Genomic DNA, 16,749 nt, shown 5'->3' with positions numbered 1-16,749 from the left:
GCTGGGCTTACCTGCGCTTTTACCGTCGTACGCTCATTCGTGACCGAGTCTGCACATATGTCGACCGGGTGATGCTGAGGCTGATGAGGCTGCGGGGCGGCGTGTACCGGGGACAGTTCCGCAAAGTCCCCGCGAGGGGCTCCGAGGGAAAGGAGCGGTCGCATGGCATCCCTCCGGGAACGGGCGCGCGGCGCACTGCTCGGCCTGGCGGTCGGCGACGCCCTCGGGGCACCGGCCGAGAACATGAAGCCCTCGCAGATCCGCGCCCGCTGGGGCCGCATCACCGGTTACGTCGCCGAACGCCCCGCCGGCACCGACGACACCGAGTACGCGATCTTCTCGGGACTGCTGCTCGCCCGGCACGGGTCCGCGCTCACGCCCGCCCATGTGGAGGCGGCCTGGCACGAGTGGATCGCCGACCGCGACGAGGGCCCCTTCCGGGGCGCGGGGTTCAGCGAACGCGGCACCCTGGAGAACCTGCGCCGGGGGCTGGCCGCCCCCATCTCCGCCCAGCACCGGCACGCCTGGAGCGACGGGCTCGCGATGCGCGCGGCGCCCTACGGGGTGTTCGCGGCCGGACGCCCCGCCGAGGCGGCCCGGCTGGTGGCGGTCGACGGCTCGGTCAGCCATGACGGCGAGGGGATCTACGGCGGCCAGGCGGTTGCGGCCGGGGTCGCGGCGGCGATGGCGGGGGCGCCGAGTGGGGCGGTGGTGGCCTCCGCGCTGGCCGTCGTCCCCGACGACTCCTGGACGGCGCGCTCGCTGCGCCGGGCGGTGACGGCGGCCCACCGCGGCGAACGCGCGGTCCGCTCCGCGGTGGTCGTCGGCGGCTACCCCTGGACCGACCTGGCCCCGGAGGCGGTCGCCCTCGCCTTCGGGGCGTACGCGGCGGCCGACGGGGACTTCGCGGAGGCGGTGCTCATGGCCGTCAACATGGGGCGCGACGCCGACACGACGGCGGCGGTCGCGGGCGCGCTGGCCGGGGCGGCGCGGGGCATCGCCGCGATCCCGGCGGAGTGGGCCGGCGCGATCGGCCCGGCCCGCGGCAGCTGTCTGCCGGCCATGGCCGGCCACCACGTCCTGGAGGTGGCGGACCTGCTGACCCCACACCCGCCGACCGACCGCGCCGACCTCACCGGCCCCGTCGACCTCGACCCCACCGGGCTCACCGACCTCACCGGCCCCAGTGGCCTCGTCGGCCCCACCGACCCCACCGGCCTCGTCGGCCCCACTGGCCTCACCGGCCCCGTCGACCTCGACCCCACCGGCCCCACCGACCCCACCGGCCCCACCAGCCCTACTGGCCCCACCACCCCCGTCGACCTCGACCCCACCGGCCTCACCGACCTCGTGGGGCCCACCAGCCCTGCTGGCCCCACCGGCCCCACCAGCCCCACCGGCCCCACCGGCCCTGCCGTCCCCACTGGCCCCACCGAGCAGCCAGAACACGCAGAGCGCACAAGACACGCCGGACACACCGAGCACGCATGGCACACCGGACAGGCAGAACACACCGACCACGCACCGCACCCCGGACAGGCAGAACACACCGGGCACGCACCGCACGCCGGATACGCCGAGCGCCCCGAGCACCCCGATCCCGCCCCCTCGGTAACCGAACCCCACCGCCCCCGGCCAGCGACCGCCACCCCCACCCGGCCCGGCGGCGGCGCCCGCGTCCTGCCGGAACCGGAACCCCGCGCCGCAGCCCCCGCGGCACCGCCCCCACCCGCGGTCGTCCCCGCCCGGGACCCGGGCGGCAACGCGGCGGAGCCGGTGTCGTGAGCCGCCGCCCCTCCCGTCAGGAGCCCGTCACCACGGCCTACGCCGCCCCACCCGACACGGCGGCACCGCCCCCGGCCGCCGGAAGCGGGCACCGCACCGCCCCCGGCGCCCGGACGGCCGCGGACACGGCCCACGCCCCCCGGACCGACCGCGGCACCGGTCGGGTCCCCGGCACCGGCCCGGTCCCCGGCACGGACAAGACCCCCACCCCGGCCCCCCACCCCGCCGAGTCCCCCACCCCCCACCACCGCACCGCCACCCGCCGCATCGAGGGCCTGCTCCTCGGCCTGGCCGCCGGGGACGCCGCCGGGTGGCCCGCCGCCCGGCACCGGGCCGCGCGGATGCCGGAGTGGACGCGGCGGCTCACCCGGGAGCTGGACACGTTCGCGGAGCAGAACGCCACCACCACCCTCCCGGTCCCCATCGCCCTGAACCAGCCGCCGGAACCACTGCGCCTCGGCCCGTCCGACGACGCCGAGTGGGCGGCGTTCGCCGCCGAGGCGGTCCTGCGGGCCGGGGACGCCGGCGCGCTCGGCGACCTGAGCCGGGAGCGCCGCATCCGCACCGCCATCGACCTGACGTGGAGCGCGGTCGCCGCCGAGGTCGCCGCGGCGGCGGACCGCGCCCCCGAGGTGGAGTCGGCGGTGCTGCCGCTGCGCGCCCGTATCTCCGTGCGGGCCGGCCTCGGCAACCTGGCCGCCGGACTGCGCCCACCCGCCACCGGGCACGACAACCCGCACTACTTCGACGACGCCGCCTGCGTACGGGCCTGTGTCCTCGCCGTCGCGCACCCCGGCGACCCCCGGCTCGCGGCCGGCCTCGCCGAGTTCGACGCCCGCTACACCCAGGACGGCGACGGCGTGCACGGCGCGCGGGCGATGGCGGCGGCGGTGGCGTGCGCCCTCGCCGGCGCCGACGTACGGGCATGCGTGGCGGCGGCGCTCGCCGAGCTGCCCGAGGAGACGGAGATCGGCCGCAACGCCCGCCAGGCACTGGCCCTCGCCGGGGCCGCCGACAGCACGTTCGCCCTGGTCCCCCTCCTGGAGCACCAGATCGTCGACCACGTCTACAGCTACGGCATCGCCGCCGCCGAGACGGTCCCGGTCGCCCTCGCCCTGGCCACCGCCGCCGGCGGCCGGATCGCCCGGGCGGTGCCGGCGGCGGCCTGTCTGTCCCGGGTCGCGGACTCCGCCCCGGCCCTGGTGGGTGCCCTGACCGGGGCCATCGGCGGCGGTACGGCGATCCCCGCGGCCTGGCGGGACACCTGCCGCACCCTCCCCGGCTGCGTACTGCCCCGCCTCACCGGCACGGACCTGGTGGAACTCGCCGGACGCCTGGAAGCGGCGCGCCCGGCCCGACCGGAAGGACCCGACGGGACATGACACCCGAAGCAGAAGACGCCCTCGCGGAACGGATCACCGGCGCCCTCGTCGGCGCGGCCGTCGGCGACGCGCTCGGCGGCCCCGTCGAGGGCTGGTCCCCCGAGCAGATCACCGAGCGGCACGGCGGACGCGTCCACGGCGTCGTCGGCCCCTGGCACGGCGACGCCTGGCGCACCGCCCGCCCCCTCGCCCCCTACCACAAGGGCGACGGGCACGTCACCGACGACACCTTGATGACCCACGCCCTGATCAGGGTCTACGCCACCGTCCGCGACCACCTCGACGCCCACGCGGTCGCCGAGCACCTGGTACCGGACCTGATGACGAACCCGCGCTGGATCCCGGAGCTGGAGGCCGAGGCGCTCCCCCTCCAGCGGATCTTCCTGGCGGAGAAGTGGCTCGTCGCCCGGCTGCACTACGGGCACGTCGACCCGCGCGAGGCCGGCGTCGGCAACATCGTCAACTGCGGTGCGGCGATGTACATGGCCCCGGCCGGCCTGGTCAACGCGGCCCACCCGGCGGGCGCCTACGCCGAGGCCCTCGACATCGCGGGCGCGCACCAGTCGTCGTACGGCCGGGAGGCGGCCGGGGTCTTCGCGGCGGCGGTCGCGGCGGCCTGCGCGCCCGGCGCGACCCCGGCCTCGGTGGTGGACGCCTGTCTGTCGCTGGCCAAGGACGGCACCCGCGAGGCGATCGACAAGGTCTGCGAGGTGGCCGCCGGTTACACGGACTTCGAGTCTGCCCTCGCCCCGCTGCGCGCGGCGGTCGCCCCGTACGACACCGTCGGCCCCGACTACCGCTCTCCCTCCCTCGGCGCCCGCCGCCCGTCCCGGCTGCACGCGATCGAGGAACTCCCCGTCGCCCTCGGCATGCTGCTGGTCGCCGGCGGCGACTACCGCCACGCGGTGCTCGGCTCGGTCAACTACGGCCGCGACTGCGACTCCATCGCCACCATGGCCGGCGCGATCGCCGGGGCGCTGGGCTCCGCCGTACCGGAGGAGTGGGCGAAGACGGTCGCGGAGGCCAGCCGGCTGGACCTGTGGGAGCCGGCCGCCGCGCTCACCGAGGTCACCCGGGAGGTCTTCGCGCGGGACGTGGAGCGCCGCCGCGCCCACGAGCGGGCGTTCGCCGGGATCGGGGGGCCGCGGTGCTCCGGCTGACCTGGGTCCAGCCCGAGGACCTGATCGGGCACGAACTGCGCCAGGCCGCCCAGGACGGCCGGGACGCCTCGGCGGTCGCCGGGCGCTGGCGGGCGGCGGGCGGCTGCGAGGCCCCGGCCCGCGCGGGCGCCTCCCCCGAGCCCGCCTCCCGCTACCTGCGGCTGCTCGCGGAGGACCTGCTGGACGAACTGGCCGCGCTGCCCGTCCCGTCGGCGGACGCGGAGCCGACGGACCTGGCGGACATCAAGGCCCGCTGCCCGCGCTGGCCCGCCCCCGCCGCACGGGCCGGCGTGGACCCCGCCCGCCTGGAGGCCGCCTGGCTCGGCCGGGCCGTCGGCTGCCTGCTCGGCAAACCCGTGGAGAAACTCCCCCTGGACGCCATCCGCCGCCTCGCCCGCGCCACCGGGAACTGGCCCCTGGCCGCGTACTTCACCGCCCGCGGCGTCCCCGACGACCTCGCCGCCGCGCACCCCTGGAACCGCCGCTCGGCCGCCACCTCCCTCGCCGAGAACATCGACGGCATGCCCGAGGACGACGACCTCGACTACCCTCTCCTCAATCTGCTGCTGATCCAGCGTCACAGCCGCGGTTTCACCACCGCCGACGTGGCCCGCGTCTGGCTCGACGAACTCCCCGCGGGCCGCGCCTTCACCGCCGAACGCGTCGCCTACCGCAACCTCCTGACCGGTCTCGAACCCCCGCACACCGCCCGCCACCGCAACCCCTTCCGGGAGTGGATCGGCGCCCTGATCCGCGCCGACCTGCACGGCTGGACCAACCCCGGCGACCCGGCCGCCGCCGCCGAGCAGGCGCACCGCGACGCGGTCCTCACGCACACCGCCAACGGCGTCTACGCGGCCATGTTCGCGGCGGCCGTGATCGCCACCGCCGCCGCCGGCACCCATGACGTGCACGGCTGCCTCGCCGCCGGCCTGACCGTCGTACCGCCGGGTTCGCGCCTGGCGGCGGCCGTCCGCGAGGCCGTCGAACTGGCCGCGTCCCACGACGACTTCGACACCGTGGTGGACCGGCTCCACGCCCGTCACGGCACCACGTACCACTGGGTGCACGCCGTCCCCAACACCGCCCTGATCGCCGCCGCCCTCACCCACGCCGACGGCGACTTCACCGGCTCGGTCTGCCGGACCGTCTCCGGCGGCTGGGACACCGACTCGAACGGGGCCACGGCGGGCAGCGTCGCCGCCCTCCTCACCGGGGACCCCGCCGCCCTCCCCGACCACTTCACCGCCCCGCTCAAGAACCGCCTCGCCACCTCCGTCGCCGACTTCGGCGGCACCGGCTTCGACGCCCTCGCCCACCTCACCCACCGGGAGGCCACCCGCCCATGACCCCCGCCCCGCTCACCGGTCTGCGCGTCCTGGACCTCGCCACCCTCTTCGCCGGACCGCTCGCCGCCACGATGCTCGGCGACTTCGGCGCCGACGTCGTCAAGGTCGAACACCCCACCCGGCCCGACCCCTCCCGGGGCCACGGCCCGTCCAAGGACGGCGTCGGCCTGTGGTGGAAACTCCTCGGCCGCAACAAGCGCGCCATCACCCTCGACCTGTCCACACCCGGCGGCCGGGACACCCTGCTCCGCCTGGCCGCCACCGCCGACGTCGTCATCGAGAACTTCCGCCCCGGCACCCTGGAACGCTGGGACCTGGGCTGGGAGGAGCTGTCCGCGGTCAACCCCCGCCTGGTCCTCACCCGCGTCACCGGCTTCGGCCAGTTCGGCCCGTACGCGCACCGGCCCGGCTTCGGCACCCTGGCCGAGGCGATGAGCGGCTTCGCCGCGACCACCGGCGAACCGGACGCGCCGCCGGTCCTGCCGCCGTTCGGCCTCGCCGACTCCATCGCCGCGCTGGCCACGGCGTACGCCGTGCTGACCGCGCTCACCGCCCGCGAGCGCACCGGTGAGGGACAGGTCGTCGACCTGGCGATCATCGAACCGATCCTGACGGTGCTCGGCCCGCAGCCGCTCTGGTACGACCAGCTCGGCCACGTCCAGCCGCGCACCGGCAACCGCTCGGCGAACAACGCCCCGCGCAACACCTACCGCACCGCCGACGGCACCTGGGTCGCCGTCTCCACCTCCGCCCAGTCGGTGGCCGAGCGGGTGATGCGCCTGGTGGGCCGCCCGGAGCTGATCGAGGAGCCCTGGTTCGCGACCGGCGCCGACCGGGCCCGGCACGCCGACGTCCTGGACACGGCGGTCGCCGACTGGATCGCCCGCCGCCCCCGCGACGAGGTCCTCGCCGCCTTCGAGGCGGCCGAGGCGGCGATCGCCCCTATCCAGGACGTACGGGACGTGATGGCCGACCCGCAGTACCAGGCGCTGGACACCGTCACCACGGTCGACGACCCCGAGCTGGGCCCGCTGCGGATGCAGAACGTCCTCTTCCGGCTTTCCGCCACGCCGGGCACCATCCGCTGGGCGGGCCGTCCGCACGGCGCGGACACCGAGGAGGTCCTCAGTGAGCTGGGCCTGACCCCGGGCGACCTGAAGCTCCTGCGCGAGGCGGGCGCCGTATGACCACGCCCGCCTCTCCCCCGCTGACCTGGCTGTACGCCCCCGGGGACCGGCCCCGCGTCGTCGCCAAGGCGCTGGCTTGCGGGGCCGACGTGGTGATCGTGGACCTGGAGGACGCGGTCGCCCCGGACCGCAAGGAGTACGCCCGCGCCGCCACCGCCGAGCTGCTCACCGCGCCGCAGCCGGTGCCGGTGCACGTGCGCGTCAACGCCCTGGACGGCCCGTGGGCCGCCGCCGACCTGGCGGCCCTGGCCGGGCTGCCCGGCCTGTCCGGGCTGCGGCTGCCCAAGGTGACCGCGCCCGAGCAGGCCGTCCGGGTGGCGGAGCGGTCCGCCGGGGTGCCGCTGTACGCGCTGCTGGAATCGGCGCTGGGGGTGGAGCGGGCGTTCGCGGTCGCCGCCGCGCATCCCGCCGTGCGCGGCATCGCCCTCGGCGAGGCCGACCTCCGCGCCGACCTGGGCGTACGGGACGACACCGGCCTCGACTTCTGCCGCTCCCGGGTGGTCGTCGCCGCCCGGGCGGCGGGACTGGCCCCGCCCTGCCAGTCCGTCCACCCCGACCTCCGTGACCTGGACGGCCTCGCCGCCTCCTGCGCCCACGGCCGGGCCCTGGGTTTCCTGGGCCGCGCCGCCGTCCATCCCCGGCAGCTGCCGGTCATCGAGCGGGCGTACCTGCCCGGCGCGGCGGAGCTGGACGCGGCGGAGGCGGTACTGAAGGCGGCGGCGGTGGAGCGGGGCGCGCAGGCGCTGCCGGACGGGCGGTTCGTCGACGCGGCGGTGGTCGCGGCGGCGCGGCGGACGCTGGCGCTGTCCCGGCGGCCCTGACCGGACGGAGACGGCGAGGGCGCCCGGGACACTGCCCCGGGCGCCCTCGTCGGCGTAGCGGCGTACGACCGCCGGGTCAGCTCTTCTTCGCGGAACCGGCCCCGTCGGTCACGTCCTGCGGGACGGCACCGGCCTTCTCGTCCCGCTCGGCCTTCTCGTCCCGCTCGGCCTTGGTGCCCTGCGCGGCCTTGGTGCCCTCGTCGCCCTTGACGCCCTCGTCGCCCTTCTGGTCCTCGCCCGGGGCGTCGCCGGCGGCCTTCGCGCCGTCCCCGTCGTCGTCGGCGGCGCCCGGCTCGACCACCGGCTCGCGGCCCGGCCGCTTCTTCGCCGACACCACGATGTACGCGACCGCCAGCAGGAACACGAACAGCGCGGTCCAGTTGTTCAGCCTGAGGCCCAGGATGTGGTGGGCGTCGTCGACGCGCATGTACTCGATCCAGAACCGGCCCGCGCAGTACGCGGCGACGTACAGCGCGAACGCCCGTCCGTGCCCGAGCTTGAAGCGGCGGTCGGCCCAGATGACGAGTACGGCGACGCCGGCGCACCACAGCGACTCGTACAGGAACGTCGGGTGGTAGTAGCCGGGAATCCGGCCGTCCGCCGTGGACGTGATGTGCAGCGCCCAGGGGAGGTCGGTCTCCCGCCCGTACAGCTCCTGGTTGAACCAGTTGCCCCAGCGGCCGATGGCCTGGGCCAGGACGATGCCGGGGGCGACGGCGTCGGCCCAGGCGGGCAGCGGGATGCCCCGGCGGCGGCAGCCGATCCAGGCTCCCAGCGCGCCCAGCGCGATCGCGCCCCAGATGCCGAGGCCGCCCTCCCAGATCTTGAAGGCGTCCACCCAGTTCCGGCCCTCGCTGAAGTACAGCTCGTAGTCGGTGATCACGTGGTAGAGCCGGCCGCCGACGAGGCCGAAGGGGACGGCCCAGACCGCGATGTCGGCCACCGTCCCGGACTGTCCGCCGCGGGCGACCCAGCGCTTGTTGCCGAGCCAGACGGCGACGAAGACGCCGATGATGATGCAGAACGCGTAGCCGCGCAGCGGAATCGGGCCGAGGTGCAGGACCCCGCGCGACGGGCTGGGAATGAAGGCAAGTTCCATGACAGGCCCGACGCTACCGTGCCGGACCGGGCCCGCGCCGGGCGGCCCGGCTACGGGTCCATAACAGGCGCGCCCGGAGAGGGCCTAGGCGTGGGCGTCCTCCACCATCTTCTTCAGCTTCGCCGGGGTCATCGACTGGTCCGCGTAGATGTTCTTGTCGCCGAACAGGACGGTGGGCGTGCCGGTGAAGTCGCCGTCGAGGAAGGCGGCGGCCGACTTGTCGCCCCAGCCGTTGTGCGTGCCGTTCGTGACGCACTCGCGGAAGGCGGGCGTGTCGAGGCCGTCGACCTTCCCGGCCAGCTCGACCAGCTTGTCGGTCTCGGCGTAGGCGTCGTCGTTCTCGGCGGGCTGGTGGTCGAAGAGCACGTCGTGGTAGGCCGGGAACTTCCCGGCGTCCTGGGCGCAGGCCGCGGCGTTGGCCGCGGTGCGGGAGCCGGTGCCGCCCATGTTGCCGTCGATGATCGTCGCCAGGTGGTAGTCGACCTTGAGCTTCCCGGCGGCGGTCAGCTCATGGATCACCGAGCGGTAGGTCTGTTCGAAGTTCTTGCAGGCGGGGCAGCGGAAGTCCTCCCAGACGGTCAGCGTCGACCTGGCGCTCTCCTTGCCGACGGGAATCGCGAGGCCGTCCTTGCCCTGGGCGCCCGAGGGCGCCACGACCGGGCCCGACGCCGCCTCGTCACCGCCGTCCTTGCCGGCCTCGGCCGCCACCACGCCGATCGCCGCGGCGATGCCCAGGACACCGACGACGGTGGCGCCCACGATCAGCGCGCGGCGGCGCTTGTCCGCGCTCTTCTGCTTCTCGCGCTCGACCGCCAGCCGCTCGCGGGCGGTCCGCTTTCCCTCACGGTTCTTCTCGCTCACACCCCGCAGAACGAACCGGGGAGGCGCACCGCGCCTCCCCGGTCACAGGTCCACCCGTACGAGTTACGCGTGACCGCGCACGCCCTGGGCCAGCTCCCCGGCGAGGGCGCGTACGCCCTCGACGCCGGCCGCGTGGTCGGGGGCGTCCAGCATCCGCTTGACGAACGCCGAGCCGACGATCACGCCGTCGGCGAAGCGGGCGACCTCGGCGGCCTGGGCGGGGGTGGAGACGCCGAGGCCGACGCAGACCGGGGTGGCGGTGGTGGCGCGGGTGCGCCGGACCAGGTCCTCGGCCTGGGAGCTGACCGTCTCCCGGGTGCCGGTGACGCCCATCAGGGAGGCGGCGTAGACGAAGCCGGTGCCGACCTCGGTGATCGCGGCGAGCCGCTCGTCCTTGCTGCTGGGGGCGACCACGAAGACGGTGGCGAGGCCGTGCTTGGCGGCGTGCTCCTGCCACAGCGCCGACTCCTGCACGGGCAGGTCGGGCAGGATGCACCCGGCGCCGCCCGCCTCGGCCAGCTCCGCGGTGAACCGCTCGACGCCGTAGCGGTCGATCGGGTTCCAGTACGTCATGACGAGGATCGGCCTGCCGGTGGCCCGGTACGCCTCGCGCACCGTGCGCAGTACGTCGGCGATCTTCACGCCGCCGCGCAGGGCGATGTCGTCGGCGGTCTGGATGACCGGGCCGTCGAGCACCGGGTCGCTGTGCGGCAGGCCGACCTCGACGACGTCGGCACCGCCGTCGATGACGGCCTTGACCGCTTCGATGCCGCCGTCCACGGTCGGGAAGCCGGCCGGCAGGTAGGCGATGAGGGCGGCGCGGCCCTCGGCCTTGGCGGCGGTGAGGGTGTCCTCCAGCAGGCGCAGGTTCCCGCTCACTTGGCGTCCCCCTCGATCTCGGCGGTGCCGGCGGCGTCGTCGGCGACCTCGGCGTCGGTGTCGTAGAGCCCGAACCAGCGGGCGGCGGTGTCCATGTCCTTGTCGCCGCGGCCGGAGAGGTTGACGACGATCAGCCCGTCCGGGCCCAGCTCCGCGCCGACCTCCAGGGCCCCGGCGAGGGCGTGGGCGGACTCGATGGCCGGGATGATGCCCTCGGTGCGCGACAGCAGGCGCAGGGCCTCCATCGCGGCGGCGTCGGTGACCGCGCGGTACTCGCCGCGGCCGGAGTCCTTGAGGTAGGAGTGCTCCGGGCCGATGCCGGGGTAGTCCAGGCCCGCCGAGATCGAGTACGGCTCGGTGATCTGGCCCTCCTCGTCCTGGAGGACGTAGGAGCGGGAGCCGTGCAGGATGCCGGGTTCGCCGGCGGACAGGGTGGCCGCGTGCTCGCCGGTCTCGATGCCGTGCCCGGCGGGCTCGCAGCCGATGAGGCGGACGCCGGTGTCGGGGATGAAGGCGTGGAAGAGGCCGATGGCGTTGGAGCCGCCGCCGACGCAGGCGATCGCCGCGTCGGGCAGCCGTCCGGCCCGCTCCAGGAGCTGGCGGCGGGCCTCGACGCCGATGACGCGGTGGAAGTCGCGGACCATCGCCGGGAAGGGGTGGGGGCCGGCGACCGTGCCGAACAGGTAGTGCGTGTGGTCGACGTTGGCGACCCAGTCGCGGAACGCCTCGTTGATGGCGTCCTTCAGCGTGCGGCTGCCCGACTTCACGGCGATGACCTCGGCGCCGAGCATCCGCATCCGGGCCACGTTGAGGGCCTGGCGCTCGGTGTCGACCTCGCCCATGTAGATGGTGCAGTCGAGGCCGAAGAGGGCGCAGGCGGTGGCCGTGGCGACGCCGTGCTGGCCGGCGCCGGTCTCGGCGATGACCCGGGTCTTGCCCATGCGCTTGGTGAGCAGGGCCTGGCCGAGCACGTTGTTGATCTTGTGGGAGCCGGTGTGGTTGAGGTCCTCGCGCTTGAGGAAGACGCGGGCGCCGCCGGCGTGCTCGGCGAACCGGGGTACCTCGGTGAGGGCGCTGGGGCGGCCGGTGTAGTGCACCAGCAGGTCGTCGAGTTCACGGGCGAACTCGGGGTCGTGCTTGGCCTTGTCGTACTCGACGGCGACCTCGTCGACGGCGGCGACGAGGGCCTCCGGGATGAACTTGCCGCCGAACGCGCCGAAGTAGCCTTCGGCGCTGGGGAGTCGACCCTCGGGGTCGGGGATGAAGAAGGTGCTGGACATGCGGGAACCTCACGGTGAGTGCTGGGAAGACACGGATCGCCGTGGGGGCGGGGTTGTCGACCTGCTTCAGGCCGTCTGTGGCTGGTCGCGCTCACACGACGGCAGTCGCACATCGGATACAGCCCCGCGCCCCTGGAAGGCCCGCTGCCATCGCCGTCCGTTGACTTGCCCCGGTTCGTCACCGATGACGTAGCGAACCCTGCGGCCGTGGACGCGCCGAGCGGGCGCGCGGCAGCCCCGGGGCCGGCAGCCGCGCGCGAGGCGGGCGTACGGGTCCCGGGACACCGAGGCGAGCAGGAGAGTCATCGGGGCAAGCCTACCGGGGTGTCAGCTCCGGCCGTGCCGGAGTGCCGGGTGCTCGCCCGCCGCCACCAGGTCGGCCACCGCGGCCTTGGGGTCGCGGCCGGTGACCAGGGACTCGCCGACCAGGACGGCGTCGGCGCCCTCGTTGGCGTAGGCGATCAGGTCGTGCGGGCCGCGGACGCCGGACTCGGCGACCTTGATCAGGCCCTCGGGGATCTCGGGGGCGACCCGCTCGAACGTGCCGCGGTCGACCTTGAGCGTCTTCAGGTCGCGCGCGTTGACCCCGATGACCTTGGCGCCCGCCTCGACCGCGCGGTCCACCTCGTCCTCGTCGTGCACCTCGACCAGCGGGGTGAGGCCGATGGACTCGGCGCGCTCGATCAGCGACTCCAGGGCCGGCTGGTCCAGGGCGGCGACGATCAGCAGCGCGAGGTCGGCGCCGTAGGCCCGGGCCTCCCACAGCTGGTACGAGGTGACGATGAAGTCCTTGCGCAGGACGGGGATGTCCACGCGGGCGCGGACGGCCTCCAGGTCGGCCAGCGAGCCGCCGAAGCGGCGCTGCTCGGTGAGGACCGAGATGACGGCGGCGCCGCCCGCCTCGTAGTCCGCGGCGAGGGCGGCGGGGTCGGCGATGGCGGCCAGCGCGCCCTTGGACGGGCTGGAGCGCTTGACCTCGCAGATGACCTTGACGCCGTCGCCCTTGAGCGCGGCCGCCCCGTCCTTCGCGGCGGGGGCCTTGGCCGCGCGCTCCTTGAGCTCGTCGAGGCTGACGCGCGCCTGCCGCTCCGCCAGGTCGGCGCGGACTCCGTCGATGATCTCGTCGAGCACACTCACGCGAGCGGCCCCCCTTTCAGACGGTTCGGTTCCGGGTACGGCTTCGCTCCGATGGTATCCGCAGGAGGGCACCGGCCCCGCATCCGGTTGACGCCGGTCCCGCCACCTGGACGACCGGCGCGCGGTCAAGGGTGCAGCCAGCCGCCGAACGGCAGGTTCCGGACGACGGTGAAGACCAGCAGGGACACGCCCAGCGTCCACAGGTGCACGGGGCCGAGGTCGATCCGCAGCGGGCGGCCGCGCACCGCGCGCGCCACCCAGACGGTCCATAGGACGGCCAGGACCAGGAAGCCGACGACGGCCGGCGCGTTGGCCTGGAGCGCCGCCGCCAGGTCGCCGTGGACGAGCGCGTGAGTGCCGCGCAGGCCGCCGCAGCCGGGGCAGTAGAGGCCGGTGAAGCGCAGCAGCGGGCAGACGGGGTAATGGCCGGGTTCGTTGGGGTCGACCGTCCCGACGTAGGCGAAGGCCCCGGCGACGGCGGCGAGCACGGCGGCCGGGGCGGTCAGCCGGGCGGCGGCGGCCCGTGCGGGGGCGCGGTCGGGCGGGGCGGTGGCGCGGGCGGGCGGGTGCGGCGGGTCCCGGCGTTCGGCGTCCATGCTCCGCATTGTGCCCCCCAGGGCCTGTCCGGGCGCGCGTGAGGGGCGGCCCCGGCACCCCGGAGGTGCCGGCCGCCCCTCGGCCGGGTCGCGCGGGTGCGGCGTCCGGTCAGGCCTTGATGCCCGCGGGCTGCCGCTGTCCCGGCTCGGTGGTCTTGTGCACCGGGTGGGTGTCCTTCGGCTGGCCCATGCCCATCATGCGCATGATCCCGCCGACGGCGGCACCGAGGAGGGTGATCGCCATACCGACCCAGAAGCCCACCGGCTGGGCCATCACCATGAAGACGCCCGCGATGCAGAAACCGATGAAGGCGATGATGACACCGGTCCAGGCGGCCGGGGTGTGGCCGTGGCTGCTGTCCGACATTGCTGGCTCCTCGTTGCCGTGTACGTGTCGCTGTACGTGGTTGAGCTGGACGCTCCCGTTCATTCTCCCGCACGCGCGCGTGTGGCGTGCGGTGGGGTGCGCAACGCGCACGGCCGAGGGCACGGGTGCCCACGCGCGCGGACCCGTGATCGCGCCCCACGCGCGCGTGCCGCGCGTCAGGCCCCGGTCGGGTCCTCGCCGCGGTCGAGGGCCTTCCACAGTTCCTCGGGGCGCTCGGGGTCCGCGGCCTTGGCGGTGCGGCGAGGGCGGGGGGCGCCGGAGCGCTCGTAGCGGCCGGACATCGCGGGCCACTGCCGGCCGTAGCGCAGGGCGAGCAGCCCGGCCAGCAGGAGCAGCGCGCCGCCCGCCGCCGCGACGTAGGGCCAGGCGGTGTGGCCGAGGGCGTGGACGGTGGCCGAGGTGGCGCCCGCGGCCTGCGCGGCCTGGTCGTCGAGGGCGGCGCTGTCGGAGGCGCCGGCCACGGCGGCGGCCACGGTGCCCGCGCCGCACAGCGCGAGCAGGGCGGCGACGACGTACCGCCCGGTGCGGCGGACGGCGAAGACGGCGACGAGCGCGGCGAGCCCCACTATGGCGAGCGCCGCGGGAACACCCGTGACATCGCTGCCCTGGGCGGTCAGGGGGAAGTCGCCGCCGGCCACCGTCGCGGTGCCGTGGGACCACTCCTGGCGGGTGGCCAGCAGGGCGACGGCCGCGCCCAGGGCACCGCTGAGCAGCGCGAGGGCGAGGCTGCGGCGGCCGGACCGGGCGGGTCCCGCGGCTCGGGTACGGGGATGAGGAACAGCAGTCACGTACTCCACTATCGCCTGAACCCCGGTGAAACGGTCACGCGGGGTTCACGTGAGCCTCGTCCCTTCCGCCGAGCCGGCCCGCGGTGTGCACCGCCCGCAGGACCGCCGCCGCCTTGTTGCGGCACTCGGTGTCCTCGGCGACCGGGTCGGAGTCGGCGACGACGCCGGCGCCCGCCTGGACGTAGGCGGTGCCGTCGCGCAGCAGGGCGGTGCGGATGGCGATGGCGGTGTCGGAGTCGCCGGCGAAGTCGAGGTAGCCGACGCAGCCGCCGTACAGGCCGCGCCGGGAGGGTTCGAGTTCGTCGATGATCTGCAGGGCGCGCGGCTTGGGGGCGCCGGAGAGGGTGCCGGCCGGGAAGCAGGCGGTGAGGACGTCGAAGGCGGTGCGGCCGGGGGCCACGCGGCCGGTGACCGTCGACACGATGTGCATGACGTGCGAGTACCGCTCCACGGACATGAAGTCGACGACCTCGACGGAGCCCGGTTCGCAGACCCGGCCCAGGTCGTTGCGGCCGAGGTCGACGAGCATGAGGTGCTCGGCGCGCTCCTTGGGGTCGGCGAGGAGTTCGTCGGCGAGGGCCTGGTCCTCCTGCGGGGTGGCGCCCCGGTGCCGGGTGCCGGCGATGGGGTGCAGCAGGGCCCGGCCGTCCTCGACCTTGACCAGGGCCTCGGGGGACGAGCCGACCACGTCGAAGCCGTCGAAGCGGAACAGGTACATGTACGGCGACGGGTTGGTGGCCCGCAGGACCCGGTAGACGTCCAGGGCGCTGGCGGCGCACGGCGTCTCGAAGCGCTGGGAGGGGACGACCTGGAAGGCCTCGCCCGCGCGGATGCGCTCCTTGATGTCCTCGACGGCCTCCTGGAAGTCGGGGCCGCCCCAGCGCGCGGTGTACTCGGGCAGCTCAGAGGGCGGCAGCACGGCGGGCGGCTGGGCCACCGGGCGCGACAGGTCGGCCTCCATGGCGTCCAGCCGGGCGACGGCGTCGGCGTACGCCTCGTCGACGCCGGTGTCCCGGTCGTTGTGGTTGATCGCGTTGGCGATCAGCACGACCGTGCCCTCCCAGTGGTCCATCACGGCGAGGTCGCTGGTGAGCAGCATGGTCAGCTCGGGGAGCTTCAGATCGTCGCGGTCGCCGGGGCCGACCTTCTCCAGGCGGCGGACGATGTCGTAGCCGAGGTAGCCGACCATGCCGCCGGTGAACGGGGGCAGGCCGTCCTGACGGGGGGTGTGCAGGGTCTCGACGGTGGCGCGCAGCGCGGCGAGCGGGTCGCCGTCGACGGGGACGCCGACGGGCGGGGTGCCGAGCCAGTGGGTGCGGCCGTCCCGTTCGGTGAGGGTGGCGGCGCTGCGGACGCCGACGAAGGAGTACCGGGACCATCGAAACGCGGCCCGGCCGTTCTCCGCGGATTCCAGCAGGAAGGTGCCGGGCCGTTCGGCGGCGAGCTTGCGGTACAGCGCGACCGGGGTGTCGCCGTCGGCGAGGAGCTTGCGGGTGACCGGGACGACCCGTCGGTCGGCGGCCAGCTTGCGGAAGGTGTCGAGGTCCATGGCGGCAGACCTTACTGATCGCCGGCGGTCGCGGCGGTGTCGCCGTCCTTGAGCAGCACGTCCTCGTCGAAGCAGGTGCGGGCGCCGGTGTGGCACGCGGCGCCGACCTGGTCGACCTTGACCAGCACGGTGTCGGCGTCGCAGTCCAGGGCGACGGACTTCACCCACTGGACGTGGCCGGAGGTGTCGCCCTTGACCCAGTACTCCTGGCGGCTGCGCGACCAGTAGGTGCAGCGGCCGGTGGTCAGCGTGCGGTGCAGCGCCTCGTCGTCCATCCAGCCGAGCATCAGCACCTCACCGGTGTCGTACTGCTGGGCGATGGCGGGCAGGAGGCCGTCGGGGCTGCGCTTGAGGCGGGCGGCGAGATCCGGGTCGAGTGCGCCGGTCCTGCCGGGGGGCGTGCTGGTCATGCCGTCCATTGTGCCGGGTGGGCGGCGGGCGGCCGGGCGCCGTCCACTGTGCGGACCCGGTGCGCGGCCGTAGGCTGG

Annotated in this window: 16 protein-coding genes and 1 pseudogene; 6 read left to right on the top strand and 11 right to left on the bottom strand. The window is 75.2% G+C overall.

What is annotated here, in order from left to right:
- Positions 1 to 162: 162 nt before the first annotated feature.
- From ACZ3IG_RS04800 to ACZ3IG_RS04775, 6 genes and pseudogenes are all read left to right on the top strand, one after another.
- Positions 163 to 1,107 (top strand): annotated as a pseudogene (locus tag ACZ3IG_RS04800) (ADP-ribosylglycohydrolase family protein); the annotation flags it as partial.
- A gap of 674 nt (positions 1,108 to 1,781) precedes the next feature.
- On the top strand, positions 1,782 to 3,167 hold the full coding sequence (locus ACZ3IG_RS04795) for an ADP-ribosylglycohydrolase family protein (RefSeq protein ID WP_467428975.1): 1,386 nt from the start codon (positions 1,782 to 1,784) through the stop codon (positions 3,165 to 3,167).
- Positions 3,164 to 4,327 carry an ADP-ribosylglycohydrolase family protein gene (locus tag ACZ3IG_RS04790; RefSeq protein ID WP_467428973.1) on the top strand — a complete coding sequence of 388 codons (1,164 nt, stop codon included), beginning with the start codon at positions 3,164 to 3,166 and terminating at the stop codon, positions 4,325 to 4,327. Before ACZ3IG_RS04795 ends, ACZ3IG_RS04790 begins: the two co-directional genes overlap by 4 nt.
- On the top strand, positions 4,315 to 5,676 hold the full coding sequence (locus ACZ3IG_RS04785) for an ADP-ribosylglycohydrolase family protein (protein WP_467428971.1): 1,362 nt from the start codon (positions 4,315 to 4,317) through the stop codon (positions 5,674 to 5,676). The genes ACZ3IG_RS04790 and ACZ3IG_RS04785 overlap by 13 nt, the downstream gene beginning before the upstream one ends.
- Positions 5,673 to 6,863, top strand: a complete 1,191-nt coding sequence (locus ACZ3IG_RS04780; protein ID WP_467428969.1) for a CaiB/BaiF CoA transferase family protein — start codon at positions 5,673 to 5,675, stop codon at positions 6,861 to 6,863. Before ACZ3IG_RS04785 ends, ACZ3IG_RS04780 begins: the two co-directional genes overlap by 4 nt.
- The gene (locus tag ACZ3IG_RS04775) at positions 6,860 to 7,684 is read left to right on the top strand and encodes an HpcH/HpaI aldolase/citrate lyase family protein (RefSeq protein ID WP_467428967.1); all 825 of its coding nucleotides are present in this window, start codon (positions 6,860 to 6,862) and stop codon (positions 7,682 to 7,684) included. Before ACZ3IG_RS04780 ends, ACZ3IG_RS04775 begins: the two co-directional genes overlap by 4 nt.
- Positions 7,685 to 7,760: 76 nt before the next feature.
- Here the strand turns inward: ACZ3IG_RS04775 and lgt are convergent, their stop codons facing one another.
- The 11 genes from lgt to hisI all read right to left on the bottom strand — a co-directional run bounded on the left by lgt (position 7,761) and on the right by hisI (position 16,671).
- Entirely contained in the window at positions 7,761 to 8,783 is a 1,023-nt protein-coding gene (gene lgt, locus ACZ3IG_RS04770) for a prolipoprotein diacylglyceryl transferase (protein WP_467428965.1), read from the bottom strand.
- An 84-nt stretch (positions 8,784 to 8,867) separates the two neighbouring features.
- Positions 8,868 to 9,644 (bottom strand): DsbA family protein, encoded by a 777-nt coding sequence (locus ACZ3IG_RS04765; protein ID WP_467428964.1) that lies wholly within the window; start codon positions 9,642 to 9,644, stop codon positions 8,868 to 8,870.
- Positions 9,645 to 9,707: 63 nt separating this feature from the next.
- On the bottom strand, positions 9,708 to 10,523 hold the full coding sequence (trpA, locus tag ACZ3IG_RS04760; RefSeq protein WP_467428962.1) for a tryptophan synthase subunit alpha: 816 nt from the start codon (positions 10,521 to 10,523) through the stop codon (positions 9,708 to 9,710).
- Complete coding sequence (gene trpB / locus ACZ3IG_RS04755; RefSeq protein WP_467428960.1) at positions 10,520 to 11,803, bottom strand: tryptophan synthase subunit beta; 1,284 nt, start codon at positions 11,801 to 11,803, stop codon at positions 10,520 to 10,522. Before trpB ends, trpA begins: the two co-directional genes overlap by 4 nt.
- A 66-nt stretch (positions 11,804 to 11,869) precedes the next feature.
- A complete protein-coding gene (trpM, locus tag ACZ3IG_RS04750) occupies positions 11,870 to 12,109 on the bottom strand; it encodes a tryptophan biosynthesis modulator TrpM (protein ID WP_467428958.1) in 240 nt (79 codons plus the stop codon).
- A 21-nt stretch (positions 12,110 to 12,130) separates the two neighbouring features.
- Positions 12,131 to 12,940, bottom strand: coding sequence for an indole-3-glycerol phosphate synthase TrpC (gene trpC / locus ACZ3IG_RS04745; protein ID WP_215167913.1), 810 nt, complete (start codon positions 12,938 to 12,940; stop codon positions 12,131 to 12,133).
- A 125-nt stretch (positions 12,941 to 13,065) separates the two neighbouring features.
- Entirely contained in the window at positions 13,066 to 13,545 is a 480-nt protein-coding gene (locus ACZ3IG_RS04740) for a DUF2752 domain-containing protein (protein ID WP_467428955.1), read from the bottom strand.
- A 100-nt stretch (positions 13,546 to 13,645) separates the two neighbouring features.
- Complete coding sequence (locus ACZ3IG_RS04735) at positions 13,646 to 13,903, bottom strand: HGxxPAAW family protein (RefSeq protein WP_403536109.1); 258 nt, start codon at positions 13,901 to 13,903, stop codon at positions 13,646 to 13,648.
- A 176-nt stretch (positions 13,904 to 14,079) separates the two neighbouring features.
- Positions 14,080 to 14,721 (bottom strand): TIGR02234 family membrane protein, encoded by a 642-nt coding sequence (locus ACZ3IG_RS04730; protein WP_467428952.1) that lies wholly within the window; start codon positions 14,719 to 14,721, stop codon positions 14,080 to 14,082.
- A gap of 25 nt (positions 14,722 to 14,746) precedes the next feature.
- On the bottom strand, positions 14,747 to 16,261 hold the full coding sequence (locus tag ACZ3IG_RS04725) for an anthranilate synthase component I (protein ID WP_467428949.1): 1,515 nt from the start codon (positions 16,259 to 16,261) through the stop codon (positions 14,747 to 14,749).
- 11 nt (positions 16,262 to 16,272) lie between these two features.
- Positions 16,273 to 16,671, bottom strand: a complete 399-nt coding sequence (gene hisI / locus ACZ3IG_RS04720) for a phosphoribosyl-AMP cyclohydrolase (RefSeq protein WP_467428947.1) — start codon at positions 16,669 to 16,671, stop codon at positions 16,273 to 16,275.
- Positions 16,672 to 16,749 lie beyond the last annotated feature (78 nt).

It is taken from the genome of Streptomyces sp. NPDC016677 (genome assembly GCF_055562815.1).
The sequence above is the reverse complement of the archived record's forward strand: the minus strand, read 5'-3'. Positions and strand labels throughout refer to the sequence as shown.